Raw genomic sequence first — 16,880 nt, forward strand, 5'->3', positions numbered from 1 at the left:
CACTGATGGCCGTACTATCGGAAGGACAATCACCAGCCACGGATTGGCGCGCTGTCGCGATCGTTGTCGCGGCGGGTGTTGTCGCCGCCTTGCAGGTCGGCAAGGGAATCATCGCGCTGCCGGCTTTGCGTGTCGACTTCACGCTCGGCCTCGAAGCGGCGGGCTGGGTGATTTCTGTCTTCGCCTTTCTCGGCGTCTTTCTCGGCATCCCCGCCGGCATGGCGGTCAATCGCTTCGGCGACCGTTTCACCTGTCTCCTCGGTCTCGCCGTGCTGGGCCTCGGCAGCCTCATGAGCGCGCTGGCGGCAAGCTTCGCCCTTCTCCTTGTCGGTCGCACCATCGAAGGCATCGGTTTTCTGCTGACCACGGTCGCCGCGCCGGCGCTCCTGCGGCGCATCGTGGCGGCGGCGGATCGCGATTTCGTCTTCGGCCTGTGGAGCACCTATATGCCGGCCGGCATGGCTTTGGCGCTCATCTGCGGCGCTGCCCTCTCCGGCTGGCGCGGCTTCTGGCTCGCCAATGTCGGGCTGATCCTTCTCACTTTGCTCCTGGCCTTCCTCATTCCCCGCGAGACCAGCAGAACCGGCCAGCCGCTGGCGGCGCTCGCACGCGACGCCTGGACCACCCTCACCAGCGCCGGTCCGGTCCTCATCGCTCTGGTCTTCACGCTCTACAGCCTGCTCTATTTCGCCCTGGCGAGCTTCCTGCCTATCCTGCTCGGCGCGCGCATGCTGGTGTCGCCGGGTCTGGCCGGACTTCTGAGCGCGCTCGTCATCGCGGTGAACATTCTCGGCAATCTCGCGGCGGGGGCGCTGCTCGGGCGCAATCTCGTGGCGCGCTGGCTGCTCTTCGCCATCGCCCTTGTCGTGATGGGCAGTGCGGGCATCGCCATCTTTCTGGCGCCTCTGCCGCCTTTCCTCATCTTCCTGCTCTGCCTGGTGTTCTCCGGCGTCGGCGGCCTCCTGCCGGCGACCGCGATGACGACGGCCCCGCTTCTGGCGGCTGAGCCGCGCCTCACTCCCATGTCGCTCGGCCTCATCGTTCAAGGCAGCAATCTCGGCCAGGTCGTCGGTCCGGTGACGGTCGGCGCTGCCGTCGATGCCGCCGGCTGGCCCGCCGCCGCCTGGCCGGTGGCGATCGCCGCCCTCCTCGCTTTGCTGCTGACGGCGCTCTTACGTCGCTTTCCCGCCATGCACGTACTTCGCTAGCGCATGTTTGGCGGGTCGATTTAATCGACGACCGCGACGGCCTCCACTTCGAACAACATGCCGTCTACCGCGAGCTTGGGCACGGGGACCAGGGTCTGCGCCGGCAACGCATCGCCGAACATCTTCTTGACGTTCCTGGTCAGCACCTCGAGCTTGGACATGTCGTGATCGACCACGAAGACCGTGAGCTTGGCGACACGGTCCGGCTTGGCGCCGAGCCCGTCGAGGGCGGCGCCCAAATTCGCATAGGCCTGCTCGACCTGGACGGCGAAATCGGGCGACAGGGCTCCCGTGCTGTCCTGGCTGCCCTGCCCGGAGATATAGGCCACCCGGGCGCCGCGGGGTGTGATCACCGCCGTGCTGTAGCCATTCGGTGACGGGTCGTAGAGGGTCTTCGGGTTGACGATGGTGAGCTTGAGATCGTTCTCATTGGCCAGGGCCGCTGTGGGATTTCCCAGATTCATGATGATGAGCCCTCCGATGAGCAGATGTTTGAGTGCGTGAGACATGGTCACATCCGATATTTGTCGTACAATGTACGAGTTATCGTATAGTACTTTGTACGAGTCAATCCTTCGAGATCGACATTCGATGCATTGCCGGCCAAAATCGATGTCCTGAACAGCGAGGAAGACGGATGGCAGCCAAAAATAGCGGCGCCCGGAGCAAACGGACACGACGGACAAGCGAGCGGCCCCCGCCGGTGCAGGAACCGCCTCTCTCGCGCGAACGTATCGTTACGACCGCGGTGGAATTGCTGGATGCTCAGGGAATCGAGGGACTGACGATGCGTCGGCTGGCCGATCGTCTCGGTGCGGGCGTGATGAGCCTGTATTGGCATGTCGACAAGAAAGAGGATGTCTTTGATCTGGCGCTCGACGCGGTGCTCGACTATCGCGCGTCACCACCGGGCAATGAGCCGCAGGACTGGCGCGGGGAGGCTATTCATATGCTCGAGGACTGGCGCGCCAGCATGCTGCGCCACCCCTGGTCGGCATCTTTATTGCCGCGCCGGGTGCTCGGCCCCAACATCCTCAGTCGCCTGGAACGGCTGAGCCAGATCTTGTCCAGGGCCGGTGTGGCGGACACCAATCTGAACGCTGCGATATGGTCGCTGTGGAACTATGTGATGGGCGCCACCATCACCCGGGCGAGCTTCGACGTCTCGGACGACGACAGGGCCGCCGCGCAGCAGCGCCTGACCCGTCTCAGCGAGCGTTACCCGACGATCGAACGCTCCCGTTTGCTGTTGGATGACGATTGGAATGGCGCCTTCCGCAAAGGTCTCGGCTTCCTGCTCGACGGCCTTTCTCCGAAATGAGGTGGAATCGTCTCACCTTCACAAGACCTGATAGCCGTATTCTTCCGCCTGCTCGGTCAGCCACTCCCAGAAATTCTCCGAGAAGCCGCGGAACACCGACAGCTCGAACGCATCCTCACCGGTCTGGATCAGATGAACGCCGACATGCGCCATCTGGGTCATGGCCGACTTGCCGGGCCCGAAAGCGGAAGCGTGCAGGTCGATCGGCGTGCCTTTGGAAAGAAGCGCGCGCGCCTTTGGTCCCACGACACGGATGATGACGCGGCCATGGCTCTGGTCCGAGCAGGACGCCAGACCTTCGAAGCGGGTCTTGAGTTCGCGATAGAGCTCAGCCTCGGCCTTGCCTTCGGCAATGGCGAAATACTGGTCCGCCCCGCACCAATGGAAGGCGAGCCCGTTCTTGCCCGCGCTTTCACCGACGCCGGGAAGCGGGAATCTGTAGGCGGTCTCGACCGCCTTGCTGAGCGCTTCCGACTTGTCCTTGCGGGCGATGACGGTGACGATCGACGCCGGATGGCGCACCGAGAAGGTGACGCCGGGGGCGCCCTTGTCGGCGCCGAAGCGGCCTTGGACCGCGATATCGGCCAAAGCCGAGACGCGCTTGATGGCAATGGCGGTGTCAGGCATGGAGCTTCTTGTTCTCCTTGTCGTAATGCATGGGATCGCAGATCTCGGCATACATGTGGATGTTGCGTATCCCGTCGAAGACTTTGACGATCTCGCCATGGCGCTGGCGGCCATTGGCGCACAGAGCGAGGCCCAGCCAATAGCCGAGCGTCGGCGAATAGGCGACGGCCGTGATATAACCTTGGCTGCCGGCCAGCGACGGCTTGTCGTCCTTCTTCAGGAGATGTGAGCCGGCACGGATGCGGTCGGCCTTGTCGACCGGCCGGATGCCGACGACCACTTGCCGGTCCTTCGCGGTCAGGCCTTCGCGCCCCGCCATCATGCGGCCGATATAGTCCTTCTTGGTCGACATCATGCGGCCGAGGCCGAGATCGTCGGCCGTCGTCGTGCCGTTGAGCTCGCCACCCGCCACATGGCCCTTTTCGACGCGCATGACCGACAGAGCTTCGACACCATAGGGCGTGATGCCGAACTCCTCGCCCGCCTGCATCAGCGCACGGGCGACGAGATTGCCATAGTCCGCCGGCACCGACAGCTCATAGGCATGCTCGCCCGAGAACGAGATGCGGAAGAGGCGCGCGGTGATGCCGCCGAGAATGCTGATCTCCTTCGCCGCGAGATAGGGGAAGGTGATGTCGTCGAGGACCACGTCATCGACGATCTTCTGCAATGTCGGCCGCGCTTTAGGCCCGGCCACCGCCATCTGCGCCCATTGCTCGGAGACCGACACATATTGCACGTCGAGCTCGGGCCACAGCGCCTGATGGCAGAATTCCATATGCGTCATGATCTTGGCGGCATTCGCCGTGGTCGTGGTCATGAAGAAATGATCGGCTGCGAGCCGCGAGGTCGTACCGTCATCCATGACGATGCCGTCCTCGCGCAACATGAGGCCGTAGCGTGCCTTGCCGACATCGAGCTGGGCGAAGCCGTTGCAATAGAGCCGGTTGAGGAACTCGGCCGCATCGGGCCCCTGCACATCGATCTTGCCGAGCGTCGAGACATCGCAGATGCCGACCTTCTGGCGCGCCGCGTTCACTTCGCGGATGACCGGATCGAGCCAGCCGGATTCAGTGGGCAGCGGGAACCAGCTCGAGCGCAGCCACAGGCCGGTTTCGACGAAGACGGCGCCAAGCTCCTCGGCCCAGTCATGCAGCGGCGTCTTGCGCGTCGGCATGAAGTGATGGCCCGTGAACGGGCCGGCGAAAGCGGCGAAAGCCACCGGCGTATAGAAGGGGCGGAAGGTGGTGGTGCCGATCTCGGCGATGCTCTTGCCCGCCGCTTCAGCGAGAATGGCGATGGCGTTCACATTGCCGAGCTTGCCCTGATCCGTCGCCATGCCGGCGGTCGTGTAGCGCTTGGCGAGCTCGATAGAGCTGTAGCCTTCGCGCGCCGCGAGCGGCAGATCCTTCGGCGTGACATCGTTCTGATAGTCGACGAAGGCCTTGCCATGGCTTTCCTTCACCCACCAGAGCGGCGCGATCTTATAGGCCTCGTCGCGGCATTTGGGGACATCCACCTTGGCCGTGAAGCCGAGATCGCCGACCGCCTTGGCCGCCTTTTCAGCGCCTTCGTTTAAAGCTTCGGAGAGCAGCATGGCGCCATTGGCCGCGCCGGCGGCGACCAGTTGCGCATCGCCATTGGACGGCAGGAAGGCCTGGAGCTTGTCGTTCCAGACCGGCTTGGCGCCCTTATGGCAGAGCAGATTGACGACCGGGCTCCAGCCGCCCGACATCGCCACCGTGTCACAGGCGATACGGGTATGATCGGAAAGCTCGACACCCGAGACGATCTTGCCGGCCGTGGCATCGCTGACAGAGCGTCCCTTCAGCACCGGAATGCCAGAAGCTTCGGCGGCAGCGTCTTTGCGTGAATCGATGATCACCTCGACATGCACGCCCTTGGCCTTGAGATCGCGCGCGGTACGGTAACCGGAATCATTGTTGGTGAAGACGACGACCGATTTGCCGGAAGCCGTCGCATAACGATTGGCGAAGGTCCGCATGGCGGAGGCGAGCATCACGCCCGGCACATCATTGCCGCCGAACACGATCGGCCGCTCTTCGGCGCCCGCCGCCAGCACCGCGCGTTTGGCCATGATCTTCCAGTAGCGCTGGCGCGGCTCGAAGGGCGACGGCGCCAGCACATGATCGTTCACCCGCTCGAGCGCCCCGAAGACATTGCCGTCATAGGCGCCGAAGACGGTGGTGCGCGGCATCAGCGTGACATTGGCGAGGCTGGCCAGCTCGGCAATGGCCGCTTGCGCCCAGTCGAAGCCGGCGACGCCGCCGATTTCTTCATTTTCATTGAGGAGCGAGCCGCCAAGGCGCGAGCCTTCATCGATGAGGAGCACCCGCGCGCCGGAACGACCGGCGGTGAGCGCCGCCGAGAGGCCGGCAGGCCCCGAGCCGATCACCAGGAGGTCGCAATGGCCGTAGGACTTCTCATATTTATCGGGATCGGCTTCATGCGTGGCGGAGCCGAGGCCCGCGGCGCGCCGGATGAGCGGCTCGTAGATCTTCTCCCAGAAGCTCTTCGGCCACATGAAGGTCTTGTAGTAGAAGCCCGCGACGAAAACGGACGCGGCGAGGGAATTGATGGCGCCGATGTCGAAATTGAGCGACGGCCAGCGGTTCTGGCTGCGGGCCTTGAGCCCGTCATAGAGCTCGATCACCGTGGCGCGGGTATTGGCTTCCTTGCGTCCGCCGTCGCGCAATTCGACCAGCGCATTGGGCTCGGCCGCACCCGCCGCGATCACACCGCGCGGGCGGTGATATTTGAACGAGCGCCCCATGAGATGGACGCCATTGGCGATGAGGGCGGAAGCCAGCGTATCGCCCGGATGGCCGCTGAAGCTCTTGCCGTCGAAGGTGAAGTCGAGCGTGGTGGAGCGGTCGATGAGACCGCCCTTGGCGAGACGAAAGCCGGCCATCAGGAGTTGCCCTTCTTGTTCTCGGCAAGCGTGACGTCGCGCGCCGCTTGCGTCCCGAAGATTTCATGGGTCTGGGTGTCGCGATCAACGACGATCCAGGAGCGGCAGCCGCCACCATGATGCCAGTATTCCTTGTATCGGCCCTTGGGATTATCGCGCAGATACACATAGTCGAACCATTGATCCATCGTGGCGGGATCATTGGAGGTGGGCCGCCTGACCGACGCATCACCGAGGATGGTGAATTCTTCCGACGGACGCGGGCCGCAATAGGGACATTTGATCAGCATGGAAAGGCGTTCCTCATCGAGCTGAATCTCCCTCTGCCGCCGAAGGCGGGGAGGGTGGCCACGGTGAAGCCGTGGTCGGGTGGGGTAATGCCGCTGGCAAGGTCTTGCAGAAGTGAGGAAGACCGCGCTTGCGGAAATACCCCACCCGTCGCGCTGGCGCGCGCCACCCTCCCCGCGCTACGCGCGGCGGAGGGAGAAGAAATGTATGAAACCGCGTCCATGGCCATCAGTGCAGATTGGGCGTGGCGCCGACGCCCTTTTCATCGATCATGTAGCCGCGCCGGAACCGGTCGAGGCGATAGGGCGCGTTGAGCGCATGCGCCTCGTTCTTGGCGATCGTATGCGCGAAGCACCAGCCCGACGCCGGCGTCGCCTTGAAGCCGCCATAACACCAGCCGCAATTGAGATAGAGGCCGTCGACATGCGTCTTGTCGATGATCGGCGAGCCATCCATCGACATGTCCATGATGCCGCCCCAGGATCTGAGCACGCGGATGCGCGCGATGCCGGGGATCATGGCGACACCCGCCTCGATCACATGTTCGACGGTCGGCATGTTGCCGCGCCTGGCATAGGAGTTGTAGCCGTCGAGATCGCCGCCGAAGACGAGGCCGCCTTTGTCCGACTGCGACACATAGAAATGCCCGACGCCATAGGTGATGACGGTGTCGAGATAAGGCTTGATGCCTTCCGACACGAAGGCCTGCAGTACATGGCTTTCGATCGGCAGTTTCATGCCGGCCATCGCCGCGACTTCACCGGTATTGCCGGCCGCAGCCAAGCCCAGCTTCTTGCAGCCGATATAACCCTTGTTGGTCTCCACACCCTGGACCTTGCCGTTTTCGATGCGGATGCCGGTCACTTCGCAATTCTGGATGATGTCCACACCGCGCAAATCCGCGCCACGCGCATAGCCCCAGGCCACGCCGTCATGGCGCACGGTGCCGCCACGTCGCTGCAGCAGGCCGCCCATGATCGGGAAGCGCGCATTGTCGAAGCTCAGGAAAGGCGCCATCTCGCGCACCGCCTCGCGGTCGAGGAGCTCGGAATCGACTCCATCGAGCCGCATCGCATTGCCGCGCCTGGCATAGGCGTCGCGCTGCGGATCGGAGTGATAGAGATTGAGCACGCCCCGCTGCGACACCATCGCGTTGAAATTGAAGTCCTGCTCGAGGCCTTCCCACAATTTCAGCGACCATTCGTAGAACGGGTTGTTGCCGACGAGCAGATAGTTGGAGCGGATGATCGTCGTGTTGCGCCCGATATTGCCGGAGCCGAGCCAGCCCTTCTCCAGCACCGCCACATTGGTGATGCCATGCTCCTTGGCGAGGTAATAGGCGGTCGCGAGACCATGGCCGCCGCCGCCGACGATGATGACGTCATATTCCTTTTTCGGCTGCGGCTCGCGCCAGGCGGGCGCCCAGTTCTTGTGGCCGGAGAATGAATTCTTGAGGAGCGAGAAGACGGAATAGCGCACGAGCGTCGAAACCTCTGTTGGGTGCCGGCAGTGTGACAGAGGATGCGGGACTGTCTTGTCTCCTGGAGACAAATTCTGATAAGATTGAGACATGGCGTCCGCAAGCGAAGTTTTACCCCAGACCATCGGCTTCCTGGTCATACCGGGGCTGGCGCTGATGTCCTACGCTTCGGCGATCGAGCCCTTGCGCGCCGCCAATCATTTCGTCGGCCGCGAGCTTTATCGCTGGGTTCATATCACGCATAAGGAGCCGATCGTCACGTCCTCCTGCGGCGCGACTTTGCCCTGCTCGGCCCGTGTCGGCGACGATCTCGATCTCGATCTGCTCCTCGTCTGCGCCGGCGGCAATCCGGCCCAGTTCACGCATCGCCCCACCCTCGCCTGGCTGAGGCGCCTTGCGCAAAGGGGCGTGCGCATGGGCGGCGTCTCGGGCGGGCCGTTCATCCTCGCCCGCGCCGGCATCATGGCCGGCCACCGCATGACCATTCACTGGGAACATGCGCAGGCCTTTGCCGAGGAGTTTCCCGATCTGTCGCTGAGCCGGGCGCGTTATGTGATCGACCGCAACCGGGTGACTTGTGCCGGCGGCGTGGCGCCACTCGACATGATGCATGCGCTCATCGCCGAGCGGCACGGCACCGCGCTGGCGATGCGGACCAGCGACTGGTTCCTGCACACGGACATCCATCCGGGCGGCGGGCCGCAACGCACCTCGGTCGGCGAGCGTTATGGCATCCACCGCCGCGAACTGATCGCCGCGCTCGAGCTGATGCAGAACAATCTGAGCGAGCCTCTCGACCGCGATACCGTGGCGAAGAGCATCGGCCTGTCGACCCGCCAGCTCGACCGGCTTTTCGCCCGGTATCTGGGCAAGAGCTTCACCGATCATTATCGCGGCCTGAGGGTCGAGGCGGCGGGCGAGCTTCTGCGCCATTCGGCCCTCACCATCACCGAGATCGCCATTGCCTGCGGCTTCGCCAATGCCAGCCATTTCTCGACCTGCTACAAGGCCGAGACCGGCATGTCGCCGAGAGCGGAGCGCGGATGACCTCTCTTCTGACCGAAATTGCTTCGGACCTCGCTTTTCCCGAAGGCCCGGTCATGCTGCCGGACGGCGCCATCGCCGTGGTGGAAATCGCCAGAGGCTGCGTGACGCGTATCGATCGCAACGGCCGCAAGACCGTGATCGCCACACCGGGAGGTGGACCGAATGGCGCGGCTTTCGGACCCGACGGTCATCTTTATGTCTGCAACAATGGCGGCTTCGCCTGGAAGACGGTGGACGGCCGGCTCGTGCCTGCCGGCCAGCCCGATGACTATAAGGGTGGCTGGATCGAGCGCATCGATATCGGGACCGGCAAGGTGGAGGTGCTTTACACCAGCTGCGACGGCCGTCCGCTCAAAGGCCCGAATGACCTCGTCTTCGACCGGCATGGCGGTTTCTATTTCACCGACCATGGCAAAAGACGTCCTCGCGATGTCGATCTGGGCGGTCTCTATTATGCGAAGACCGATGGCAGTCTCATCCGCGAGCTCGTCCAGCCGATGATCATGCCCAATGGCGTCGGCCTGTCGCCTGATGAGCAGAGCGTCTATGTCGCCGAGACGCGCACCGGCCATCTCTGGGCCTTCGACATCGCAGCGCCGGGCGTCATCCACAAGATACCGCCGCATGAGAATGGCGGCCGCCATCTGGCGGGCCCAGCCGGCTACACGTCCTTCGATTCTCTCGCTGTCGAGGCGGACGGAACTGTCTGCGTGGCGTCACTGGTCCTTGGCGGCATCAATGTCATTGGCGCCGATGGCACCTTTGTCGAGTTCATCGCCATGCCGGATCCCTATTGCACCAATATCTGCTTCGGCGGCGCCGAGCTGAAGACGGCGTATATCACTTTGTCGAGCACCGGCCGGCTCGTCAGCCGACCCTGGCCGCGTCCGGGCCATCGCCTGAACTTCGATCCCTGCGTGTAATTCCAATATTGGGTGAAGTCGCCCGAAAAATCCCCCTTGACGAAACGTTTAGCTAAACGTTTAATTCATGCCAGCTTCGGCTGAAAAAGGGAGAATTGCATGTATACCAAGCAAGCCCTGCGTGAGCTCGGCGTCACCGCCTCGACCATCACGGACGCCCAGAAACAGCAGTTCGATGAACAGGGCTACATCGTCGTCGAAAATGCCCTGTCACGGGAAGACTGCGCGCAGATGCGTGACGCCTTCGAGCGTCTGCACGCCAAGGAAAGAGAAACCGGCGGCCATGAAGTACATGTCGAGCCTGGCGCCCGCCGCATCTCCAACATCTTCAACAAGACCGATGCCTTCGACAAATGCCTGTGGGTTCCTGAGGTTCTCGCCGTATCGGCCTATGCGCTGGGCGAGATCAAGGTCCATGGCGCCAATCTTCGTGACCCCGTGAAAGGCTACGGTCACCAGGATCTGCATGTGGATGTCCCCAAGAGATTCACCGATGACTGGTGGGTCGTGAATTCCATGATCATGTTCGACGATATGACGCTCGACAACGGGCCGACCCGCATCGTGCCCGGATCGCATTATTGGGCGCCGATCAACGTGCCTTATGCCAATATCGGCGACTGGGAGCCCACACCGCTGGACCCCGGTGAAGAGGCGCGCATCCCGAAAGATCTCTCCGCGCCCTATCCGGGCGAGGTGCTCGTCGAAGCCCCCGCCGGTTCGGCCATCATCTGCAACTCATCCATGTGGCACGCCGGAACGCTCAAGAAGACCGATGAACCGCGCCGCATGCTGCATCTGACCTATACGCGGCGCGATCTGCCGCAACAGCTCCTGCAGCTCGATTATCTGACGCCCGAGCTCTACAACCGCATGAGCCTGGTGCAACGTTATCTGCTCGAGATCGAACCACCCAAGCCGGGCGACGGCATTGCGCGTCAACCGAAGAAAGAGCAAAAGGGCTGGTGGAATTGACACGTTGAGACATCTCTATGGCGACCATGAAGGATGTGGCGAAGCTTGCGGGTGTTTCCGTTGCCACAGTCTCCTCCACTCTTTCAGGTCGCAGCTTCGTCAGCGACGAGCTCAAGCAGAGAGTGGAAGCCGCGATCAGAGAGCTAGGTTATGCGCCCAACGCCATGGCCAGCGGCCTGAAGCGCGGCACGTCCAGCCTCATTGGTCTTATCGTCCCTGACATCACCAATCCGTTCTTTACCGAGCTCGTTCATTGCATCCAGCGACGGGCGGCGGAGGCGGGTTTTGTCGTGCTTCTCGGCGTCAGCGACGACCAGGTGGCGCGCGAGGTGGAATTGATCGCGCTCATGCGCTCGCATCAGGTGGCCGGCACCATCGTCATTCCGTGCGGCGGCGAGCAGGATTGCATGAATCTCAGCCGCCTCGCGGCCGGAATGCCGCTCGTGGCCGCCGACAATGCGCCGCCCGGCATGGCGGTCGACACCGTCGTCCTCGACAATCGAATGGCCGCCACGCTGGCGACCTCGCATCTCCTGTCGCTTGGTCACAGGATCATCGCCACCATAGCAGGCCCGCCGCATCGTTTCGTGAGCCACGAGAGGTTCGTCGGTTTCACGACGGTCCTCGAGGGCAAAGGTCTTTCCGTCGGCGCGGATCACGTGAAGCGCGGCGACTTCCATGTGGCGTCGGCGCGCGAGGCGGGACTCGCGCTGCTGCAAAGCGCGCCGCGGCCCACCGCGATCTTCGTGGCGAACAACCAGATGCTGATCGGGACCATGCAGGCCGTAGCCGAGATGCGGCTCTCCGTGCCGCGTGATGTCTCCATCATAGCGATCGACGACTTTCCCTGGGCGGCGGCCTTCACGCCGACTTTGACGACGGTGCGCCAGCCGATCGACGCACTGGCGGAAGCCGCCATCGAGCGGCTGAAGCTGCGCGTTGGCGGCCTCCAGGAGGATCCCTGCCGCGTTGTCCTGGCGCCCGAGCTGGTCATCCGACAGTCCTGCCGGGCTCCCCTCGAGGACGCGTAACGCTAATTTTTCTCGATGCCCGGCAGCCGGGCAATTTCCTCGGCAAGGAAGTCGGCCAGCAGCCGCACCCGCGCGATGCCTGCCCGTTCCGGCACGATCAACATGCTGAGCGGCACGGCTGAGGGTCTGTAGTCGGGCAGAACCGGCTCGAGCTTTCCCGTGGCCAGAAGATCATCGATCAGCCAGCGATGCGCGGAGGCGATGCCACGTCCCTGGGCGACCGCTTCACGCGCGGCAAGTCCATGATCGGCGACGAAGCGTCCTTTGAAGGCCACTTGATGATGCGCGCCATCCGGCCCCGACAGCGTGAGCTTGTCGCTGCCCGCGATATTCGACAGACGGATGCCCTCATGGGCGGCGAGATCTTCCGGCACGAGCGGGCGCCCTCGCCTGCCGAGATAGTCCGGCGATGCCACGAGCAGGCGTTGCGATCGGCCGAGGCTTCTGAGCTTCAGCGAGCTGTCGTCCAGAGGTCCGAGGCGCAGCGCGATATCGACGCCCTCGCGCACGAGGTCGATGCGCTCGTCGGTGAGATTGAGATCGATGCCGATATCGCGATGAATGTCCTGGAAGGCGAAGATCAGCCGGCTCACATGTCGGATTCCGAGCGCGGCGGTCGCCGAGATGCGGATCGTGCCGGCGACGGCGCCTTGCGCGCCGCGGGCGTCGTCGCTTGCCTGGTCGACGAGCCTGAGGATCTGCAGGCAATTGGCGTAATAGCGCCGGCCCTCATCGGTCAGAGTGACGCGCCTTGTCGTCCGGCTGAGCAACGGCACGCCGACGGCGTCTTCGAGCTCGGCGATCTGCCGGGTGATGGTCGACTGTCCGACCCCTTGCTCGCGCGCCACCGCCGAGAGGCTGCCGCGCTCGGCCACCCGGACGAAGCTGCGCATCCGGTCGAGCGTGATATCTGATCTATCCATTATTCGGCACAATCTTATGCATTATGCCTATCTAGCGGATTATTCGGAGGGCGCCTAGCTGAGGGGGCTAGAAAGGATCCCCTCATGAAAGTTCTGCTCGTCTTCGCCCATCCCGACCCTCGTTCTCTCAATGGCGCACTCCGTGACGTCGCGGTCGCCGAACTCGTGGCGCAAGGTCATGAGGTGAAGGTGAGCGATCTTTATGCCGAAGGCTGGAAATCCGAGGTCGACCGCACCGACTTTCCCGCCCTCCTTGACGATCAGCGGCTCATACCGGTCGCGGCATCCAAGCAGGCCTTCAACGGCAACACGCTGACCCCGGATGTCAAAGCCGAGATCGACAAGCTCCTCTGGGCCGACGTCTTGATTCTCCAATTCCCCCTCTGGTGGTTCGCCATGCCGGCGATCCTGAAAGGCTGGGTCGACCGAGTCTTCGCCTATGGCTTTGCTTATGGCGTCGGCGAGCACAGCGAGGCGCGCTGGGGTGATCGTTATGGCGAGGGGACACTTGCCGGCAAGCGCGCGATGCTCATCGTGACCGCCGGCGGCTGGGAGGAGCATTATTCGCCGCGCGGCGTCAACGGGCCGATCGAGGATCTGCTGTTCCCGATCAATCACGGCATTCTTTATTATCCGGGTTATGAGGTGCTGCCACCCCACGTCGTCTACCGCGTCGACCGTTTCAGTGCGGCCGACTTCACAACGGCCGCCGAACAGCTGCGCGAGCGGATGCGCACCCTCGCGACCACGGCGCCGATCGCCTATCGCCGGCAGAATGGCGGTGACTACCTCATCCCGAAAATGCAATTGCGCCCGGACCTTGAAGACCCGGGCGCAAACGGCTTCGCGCTACATATCAATGGCGCAGGAAACTAGCAGTCCAGCGTCGTGTCGCGCTCCCACTGGGTGAGATGGCGGCAGAACTGGTTCCACTCATTCGTCTTGAGCTTGACATAGGCCGACGACAATTCGGCACCGAGCGCGTCCTGGATATATGTGTCCTTCTCGAAATTGCGGATCGCATCGAGGAGGTTGAGCGGCAGCTTCTTGGCGCCCTTGACCTTGTGGCCTTCGGCATACATGTCGATGTCGAGGCGCTTGCCCGGATCCATCTTCTCGTCGATGCCGTGCAGGCCCGCCGCCAGGATCACCGCCATCAGCAGATAGGGATTGGCGGCATTGTCGGGCAGCCGCAGCTCGACGCGGCCTTCATCCGGCACGCGCACCATATGGGTGCGGTTGTTGCCGCCGAACGTCACCGTGTTGGGCGACCAGGTGGCGCCGGACGTGGTACGCGGCGCATTGATGCGCTTGTAGCTGTTCACCGTCGGATTGGTGATGGCGGCGAAGCTTTCGGCGTGATGCATCAGGCCGCCGAGGAAGTTGTAGCACAGCGGCGACAGGCCGAGATCGCCCTTCTTGTCGTGGAAGAGGTTGCGCTTGCGCGCATTGTCCCACACCGAGATATGGACATGGCAGCCATTGCCGGTGAGGTTGACGAAGGGCTTGGGCATGAAGGTGGCCCGGAGCCCGTGTTTCTCGGCGATCGACTTGACCATGAATTTGAAGAAGGACAGCTGGTCGGCCGTCGTCAGCGCGTCGTTGAAGTTCCAGTTGATCTCGAACTGCCCGTTGGCGTCTTCATGGTCGTTCTGATACGGGCCCCAGCCGAGATTTATCATCGTCGTGCAGATCTCGGAGATGACGTCGAAGCGACGCATCACCGCCGACTGGTCATAGCAGGGCTTTTCCTGCGTATCGCGCGGGTCGGAGACGGTGGAGCCATCGGCATTGATGAGATGGAATTCAGGCTCGACGCCCGCCATCAGCTTCATGTTACGCTTGCCGCATTTCGCGAGCAGGTTCTTGAGCACGTTGCGCGGCGCCTGGGCGACGGGCTTGCCTTCCATCCACGGGTCGCCCGCGACCCATGCCACTTCCGGCTTCCACGGCAACTGGATCACCGACGACGCGTCCGGCATCACGAAAATATCCGGATGCGCCGGGGTCATGTCGAGCCAGGTGGCGAAGCCCGCGAAGCCCGCCCCCGATTTCTGCATGCTGGCGACCGCTTCGGCCGGGACGAGCTTGGCGCGCTGCGTGCCGAAAAGGTCGGTGAAATTGAAGAGGAAGAATTTTACTTTCTTGTCTTTAGCGAATTTAGCCAGATCGCCGGCCATGAAGGTCTCCTGTTTCCAACCCTAGTTATACATTCTGCGGTTCGCAGATGATTTCTGTCGTGACGGAATTGGCGATGAAGCATTCCTCATGCGCCACGTGATGCAGATGATCGAGCTCGGCCCGCGTCGGCGCCTTGCCGGTGAAAGTGACATTGGGCTTCAAGGTGCAGCGCGTGATGGCGATCCGCCCGTGCGCGTTCTTGCCCATCAGGCCTTCCGCATTGTCCTCATAGCGGGCGACCGTGAAACCGCCTTTGGCCGCGTAATAGAGGAAGGTCAGCATGTGGCAGCTCGAGATCGCCGCCACCAGCGCTTCTTCGGGATCGATGCCGGCGGGATCGGAGAACGGCACCCTGACCACGCTCGGCGAGGATGAGGCGAGCACCGTCTGGCCGCCATCGAAGGACCAGTGATGGGCGCGCGAATAGGTGTTCTTGACGAAGTCCGGGGTGTTGCTTTCCCACAGAACGCGGGCGGTATGGAGATGGGCCATGTCTTACCTCGTTGCCATGACAACCGCGGCGCTGTCCACGGGAAACGCGCCGGTGAAGATCGGAAAGGCGGCAAGGTCCATGGCCATTTCTCACCCTCCGCTCATGAGGAGGTCATCCCTCATCAATAGCCGCCCTTGCCCGGAATCCAGCTGGTGCCGGCGAGCGGCACTTGCGCCATCGCCGCCGCTTCGACGGTGAGCGCCACCAGATCTTCCGGCTCCAGATTATGCACATGATTCTTGCCGCAGGCGCGCGCGATGGTCTGCGCTTCGAGCGTCATGACTTTCAGATAGTTGGCAAGACGACGCCCCGCAATCTTGGGATCGAGCCTTTTGGCGAGCTCGGGATTCTGCGTGGTGATGCCGGCGGGATCGCGCCCCTCATGCCAGTCGTCATAGGCGCCGGCGGTGGTGCCGAGCTTCTGATATTCCTCCTCGAGATGCGGATCGTTGTCGCCGAGCGCCACCAGCGCCGCGGTGCCGATCGACACGGCATCGGCGCCGAGCGCCAGAGCCTTCGCCACATCGGCGCCGTTGCGGATACCGCCCGACACGATGAGCTGCACCTTGCGATGCATGCCGAGATCCTGCAGCGCCTGCACGGCGGGGCGGATACAGGCGAGCGTCGGCTGGCCGACATGCTCGATGAAGACTTCCTGCGTCGCCGCGGTGCCGCCCTGCATGCCGTCGACCACGACGACATCGGCGCCGGATTTCACCGCGAGCGCGGTGTCGTAATAGGGCCTGGCGCCGCCGACCTTGATATAGATCGGCTTCTCCCAATTGGTGATCTCGCGCAGTTCATGCAGCTTAATCTCGAGATCGTCGGGACCGGTCCAGTCGGGATGCCGGCAGGCCGAGCGCTGGTCGATGCCCTTGGGCAGGCAGCGCATCTGCGCCACGCGGTCGGAGATCTTCTGGCCGAGCAGCATGCCGCCGCCACCCGGCTTGGCGCCCTGGCCGACCACGACCTCGATCGCATCCGCCCGGCGCAGATCGTCCGGATTCATGCCATAGCGCGACGGGAGATACTGATAGACCAGCGTCTTCGAATGACCGCGCTCTTCCGGCGTCATGCCGCCGTCGCCGGTCGTCGTCGAGGTGCCGGCGATCGTCGCGCCATTGCCGAGCGCTTCCTTGGCCTGCGCCGAGAGCGAGCCGAAGCTCATGCCGGCGATGGTGATCGGAATTTTCAGCTCGATCGGCTTCTTGGCGAAGCGGGTGCCGAGCACGACATTGGTGCCGCATTTCTCGCGATAGCCTTCGAGCGGATAGCGCGAGATCGAGGCGCCGAGAAACAGCAGGTCGTCGAAATGCGGCAGCTTGCGCTTGGCGCCGGCGCCGCGGATGTCATAGATGCCGGTGGTGGCGGCGCGGCGGATTTCCGACAGCGTATAGTCGTCGAAGGTTGCCGATTTGCGGGGCGTGGTACGCGGCGTATTGGGATCCATG

General features: G+C 63.2%; 16 protein-coding genes. 7 read left to right on the forward strand and 9 right to left on the reverse strand.

Annotated features, from left to right (window positions below):
* The first annotated feature begins 5 nt into the window (after positions 1-5).
* Entirely contained in the window at positions 6-1,208 is a 1,203-nt protein-coding gene (locus tag JHL16_RS19715; protein ID WP_200186546.1) for an MFS transporter, read from the forward strand.
* 20 nt (positions 1,209-1,228) lie between these two features.
* Here JHL16_RS19715 and JHL16_RS19720 read toward each other — a convergent pair whose 3' ends face one another.
* Positions 1,229-1,717, reverse strand: coding sequence for a RidA family protein (locus tag JHL16_RS19720; RefSeq protein WP_200186547.1), 489 nt, complete (start codon positions 1,715-1,717; stop codon positions 1,229-1,231).
* A 128-nt stretch (positions 1,718-1,845) separates the two neighbouring features.
* Here JHL16_RS19720 and JHL16_RS19725 point away from each other — a divergent pair, with 128 nt between their 5' ends.
* Positions 1,846-2,529 (forward strand): TetR/AcrR family transcriptional regulator C-terminal domain-containing protein, encoded by a 684-nt coding sequence (locus tag JHL16_RS19725; RefSeq protein WP_200186548.1) that lies wholly within the window; start codon positions 1,846-1,848, stop codon positions 2,527-2,529.
* 18 nt (positions 2,530-2,547) lie between these two features.
* Here JHL16_RS19725 and JHL16_RS19730 read toward each other — a convergent pair whose 3' ends face one another.
* The 4 genes from JHL16_RS19730 to JHL16_RS19745 form a co-directional block, all read right to left on the reverse strand.
* Entirely contained in the window at positions 2,548-3,156 is a 609-nt protein-coding gene (locus JHL16_RS19730) for a sarcosine oxidase subunit gamma (protein ID WP_200186549.1), read from the reverse strand.
* Complete coding sequence (locus JHL16_RS19735) at positions 3,149-6,088, reverse strand: sarcosine oxidase subunit alpha family protein (RefSeq protein WP_200186550.1); 2,940 nt, start codon at positions 6,086-6,088, stop codon at positions 3,149-3,151. The genes JHL16_RS19730 and JHL16_RS19735 overlap by 8 nt, the downstream gene beginning before the upstream one ends.
* Positions 6,088-6,378 (reverse strand): sarcosine oxidase subunit delta, encoded by a 291-nt coding sequence (locus tag JHL16_RS19740; RefSeq protein WP_200186551.1) that lies wholly within the window; start codon positions 6,376-6,378, stop codon positions 6,088-6,090. The genes JHL16_RS19735 and JHL16_RS19740 overlap by 1 nt, the downstream gene beginning before the upstream one ends.
* Before the next feature lie 226 nt (positions 6,379-6,604).
* Complete coding sequence (locus tag JHL16_RS19745) at positions 6,605-7,855, reverse strand: sarcosine oxidase subunit beta family protein (RefSeq protein WP_137858971.1); 1,251 nt, start codon at positions 7,853-7,855, stop codon at positions 6,605-6,607.
* A gap of 91 nt (positions 7,856-7,946) precedes the next feature.
* On the opposite strand from JHL16_RS19745, the gene JHL16_RS19750 reads away from it, so the two are divergent.
* From JHL16_RS19750 to JHL16_RS19765, 4 genes are all read left to right on the forward strand, one after another.
* Positions 7,947-8,903 (forward strand): GlxA family transcriptional regulator, encoded by a 957-nt coding sequence (locus JHL16_RS19750; protein ID WP_200186553.1) that lies wholly within the window; start codon positions 7,947-7,949, stop codon positions 8,901-8,903.
* The gene (locus JHL16_RS19755) at positions 8,900-9,826 is read left to right on the forward strand and encodes an SMP-30/gluconolactonase/LRE family protein (protein ID WP_200186554.1); all 927 of its coding nucleotides are present in this window, start codon (positions 8,900-8,902) and stop codon (positions 9,824-9,826) included. The genes JHL16_RS19750 and JHL16_RS19755 overlap by 4 nt, the downstream gene beginning before the upstream one ends.
* Positions 9,827-9,925: 99 nt before the next feature.
* On the forward strand, positions 9,926-10,801 hold the full coding sequence (locus JHL16_RS19760) for a phytanoyl-CoA dioxygenase family protein (protein WP_200186555.1): 876 nt from the start codon (positions 9,926-9,928) through the stop codon (positions 10,799-10,801).
* Positions 10,802-10,818: 17 nt separating this feature from the next.
* Positions 10,819-11,832 (forward strand): LacI family DNA-binding transcriptional regulator, encoded by a 1,014-nt coding sequence (locus tag JHL16_RS19765; RefSeq protein WP_200186556.1) that lies wholly within the window; start codon positions 10,819-10,821, stop codon positions 11,830-11,832.
* A gap of 2 nt (positions 11,833-11,834) precedes the next feature.
* On the opposite strand, the gene JHL16_RS19770 is transcribed toward JHL16_RS19765, so the two are convergent.
* Complete coding sequence (locus tag JHL16_RS19770) at positions 11,835-12,755, reverse strand: LysR family transcriptional regulator (RefSeq protein ID WP_200186557.1); 921 nt, start codon at positions 12,753-12,755, stop codon at positions 11,835-11,837.
* An 84-nt stretch (positions 12,756-12,839) separates the two neighbouring features.
* Between JHL16_RS19770 and JHL16_RS19775 the strand changes: the two genes are divergently transcribed.
* Complete coding sequence (locus JHL16_RS19775; RefSeq protein WP_200186558.1) at positions 12,840-13,631, forward strand: NAD(P)H-dependent oxidoreductase; 792 nt, start codon at positions 12,840-12,842, stop codon at positions 13,629-13,631.
* Here the strand turns inward: JHL16_RS19775 and glnT are convergent.
* From glnT to JHL16_RS19790, 3 genes are all read right to left on the reverse strand, one after another.
* Entirely contained in the window at positions 13,628-14,935 is a 1,308-nt protein-coding gene (glnT, locus tag JHL16_RS19780) for a type III glutamate--ammonia ligase (protein WP_200186559.1), read from the reverse strand. The two genes, JHL16_RS19775 and glnT, sit on opposite strands and share 4 nt — an antisense overlap.
* A gap of 25 nt (positions 14,936-14,960) precedes the next feature.
* On the reverse strand, positions 14,961-15,428 hold the full coding sequence (locus JHL16_RS19785) for an OsmC family protein (protein WP_200186560.1): 468 nt from the start codon (positions 15,426-15,428) through the stop codon (positions 14,961-14,963).
* Between the two features lie 122 nt (positions 15,429-15,550).
* Positions 15,551-16,879 carry an FMN-binding glutamate synthase family protein gene (locus tag JHL16_RS19790; protein ID WP_137858962.1) on the reverse strand — a complete coding sequence of 443 codons (1,329 nt, stop codon included), beginning with the start codon at positions 16,877-16,879 and terminating at the stop codon, positions 15,551-15,553.
* Position 16,880: the final 1 nt, after the last annotated feature.

The sequence above is a fragment of the Taklimakanibacter albus genome (assembly GCF_016595235.1).
GTDB lineage: Bacteria > Pseudomonadota > Alphaproteobacteria > Rhizobiales > Aestuariivirgaceae > Taklimakanibacter > Taklimakanibacter albus.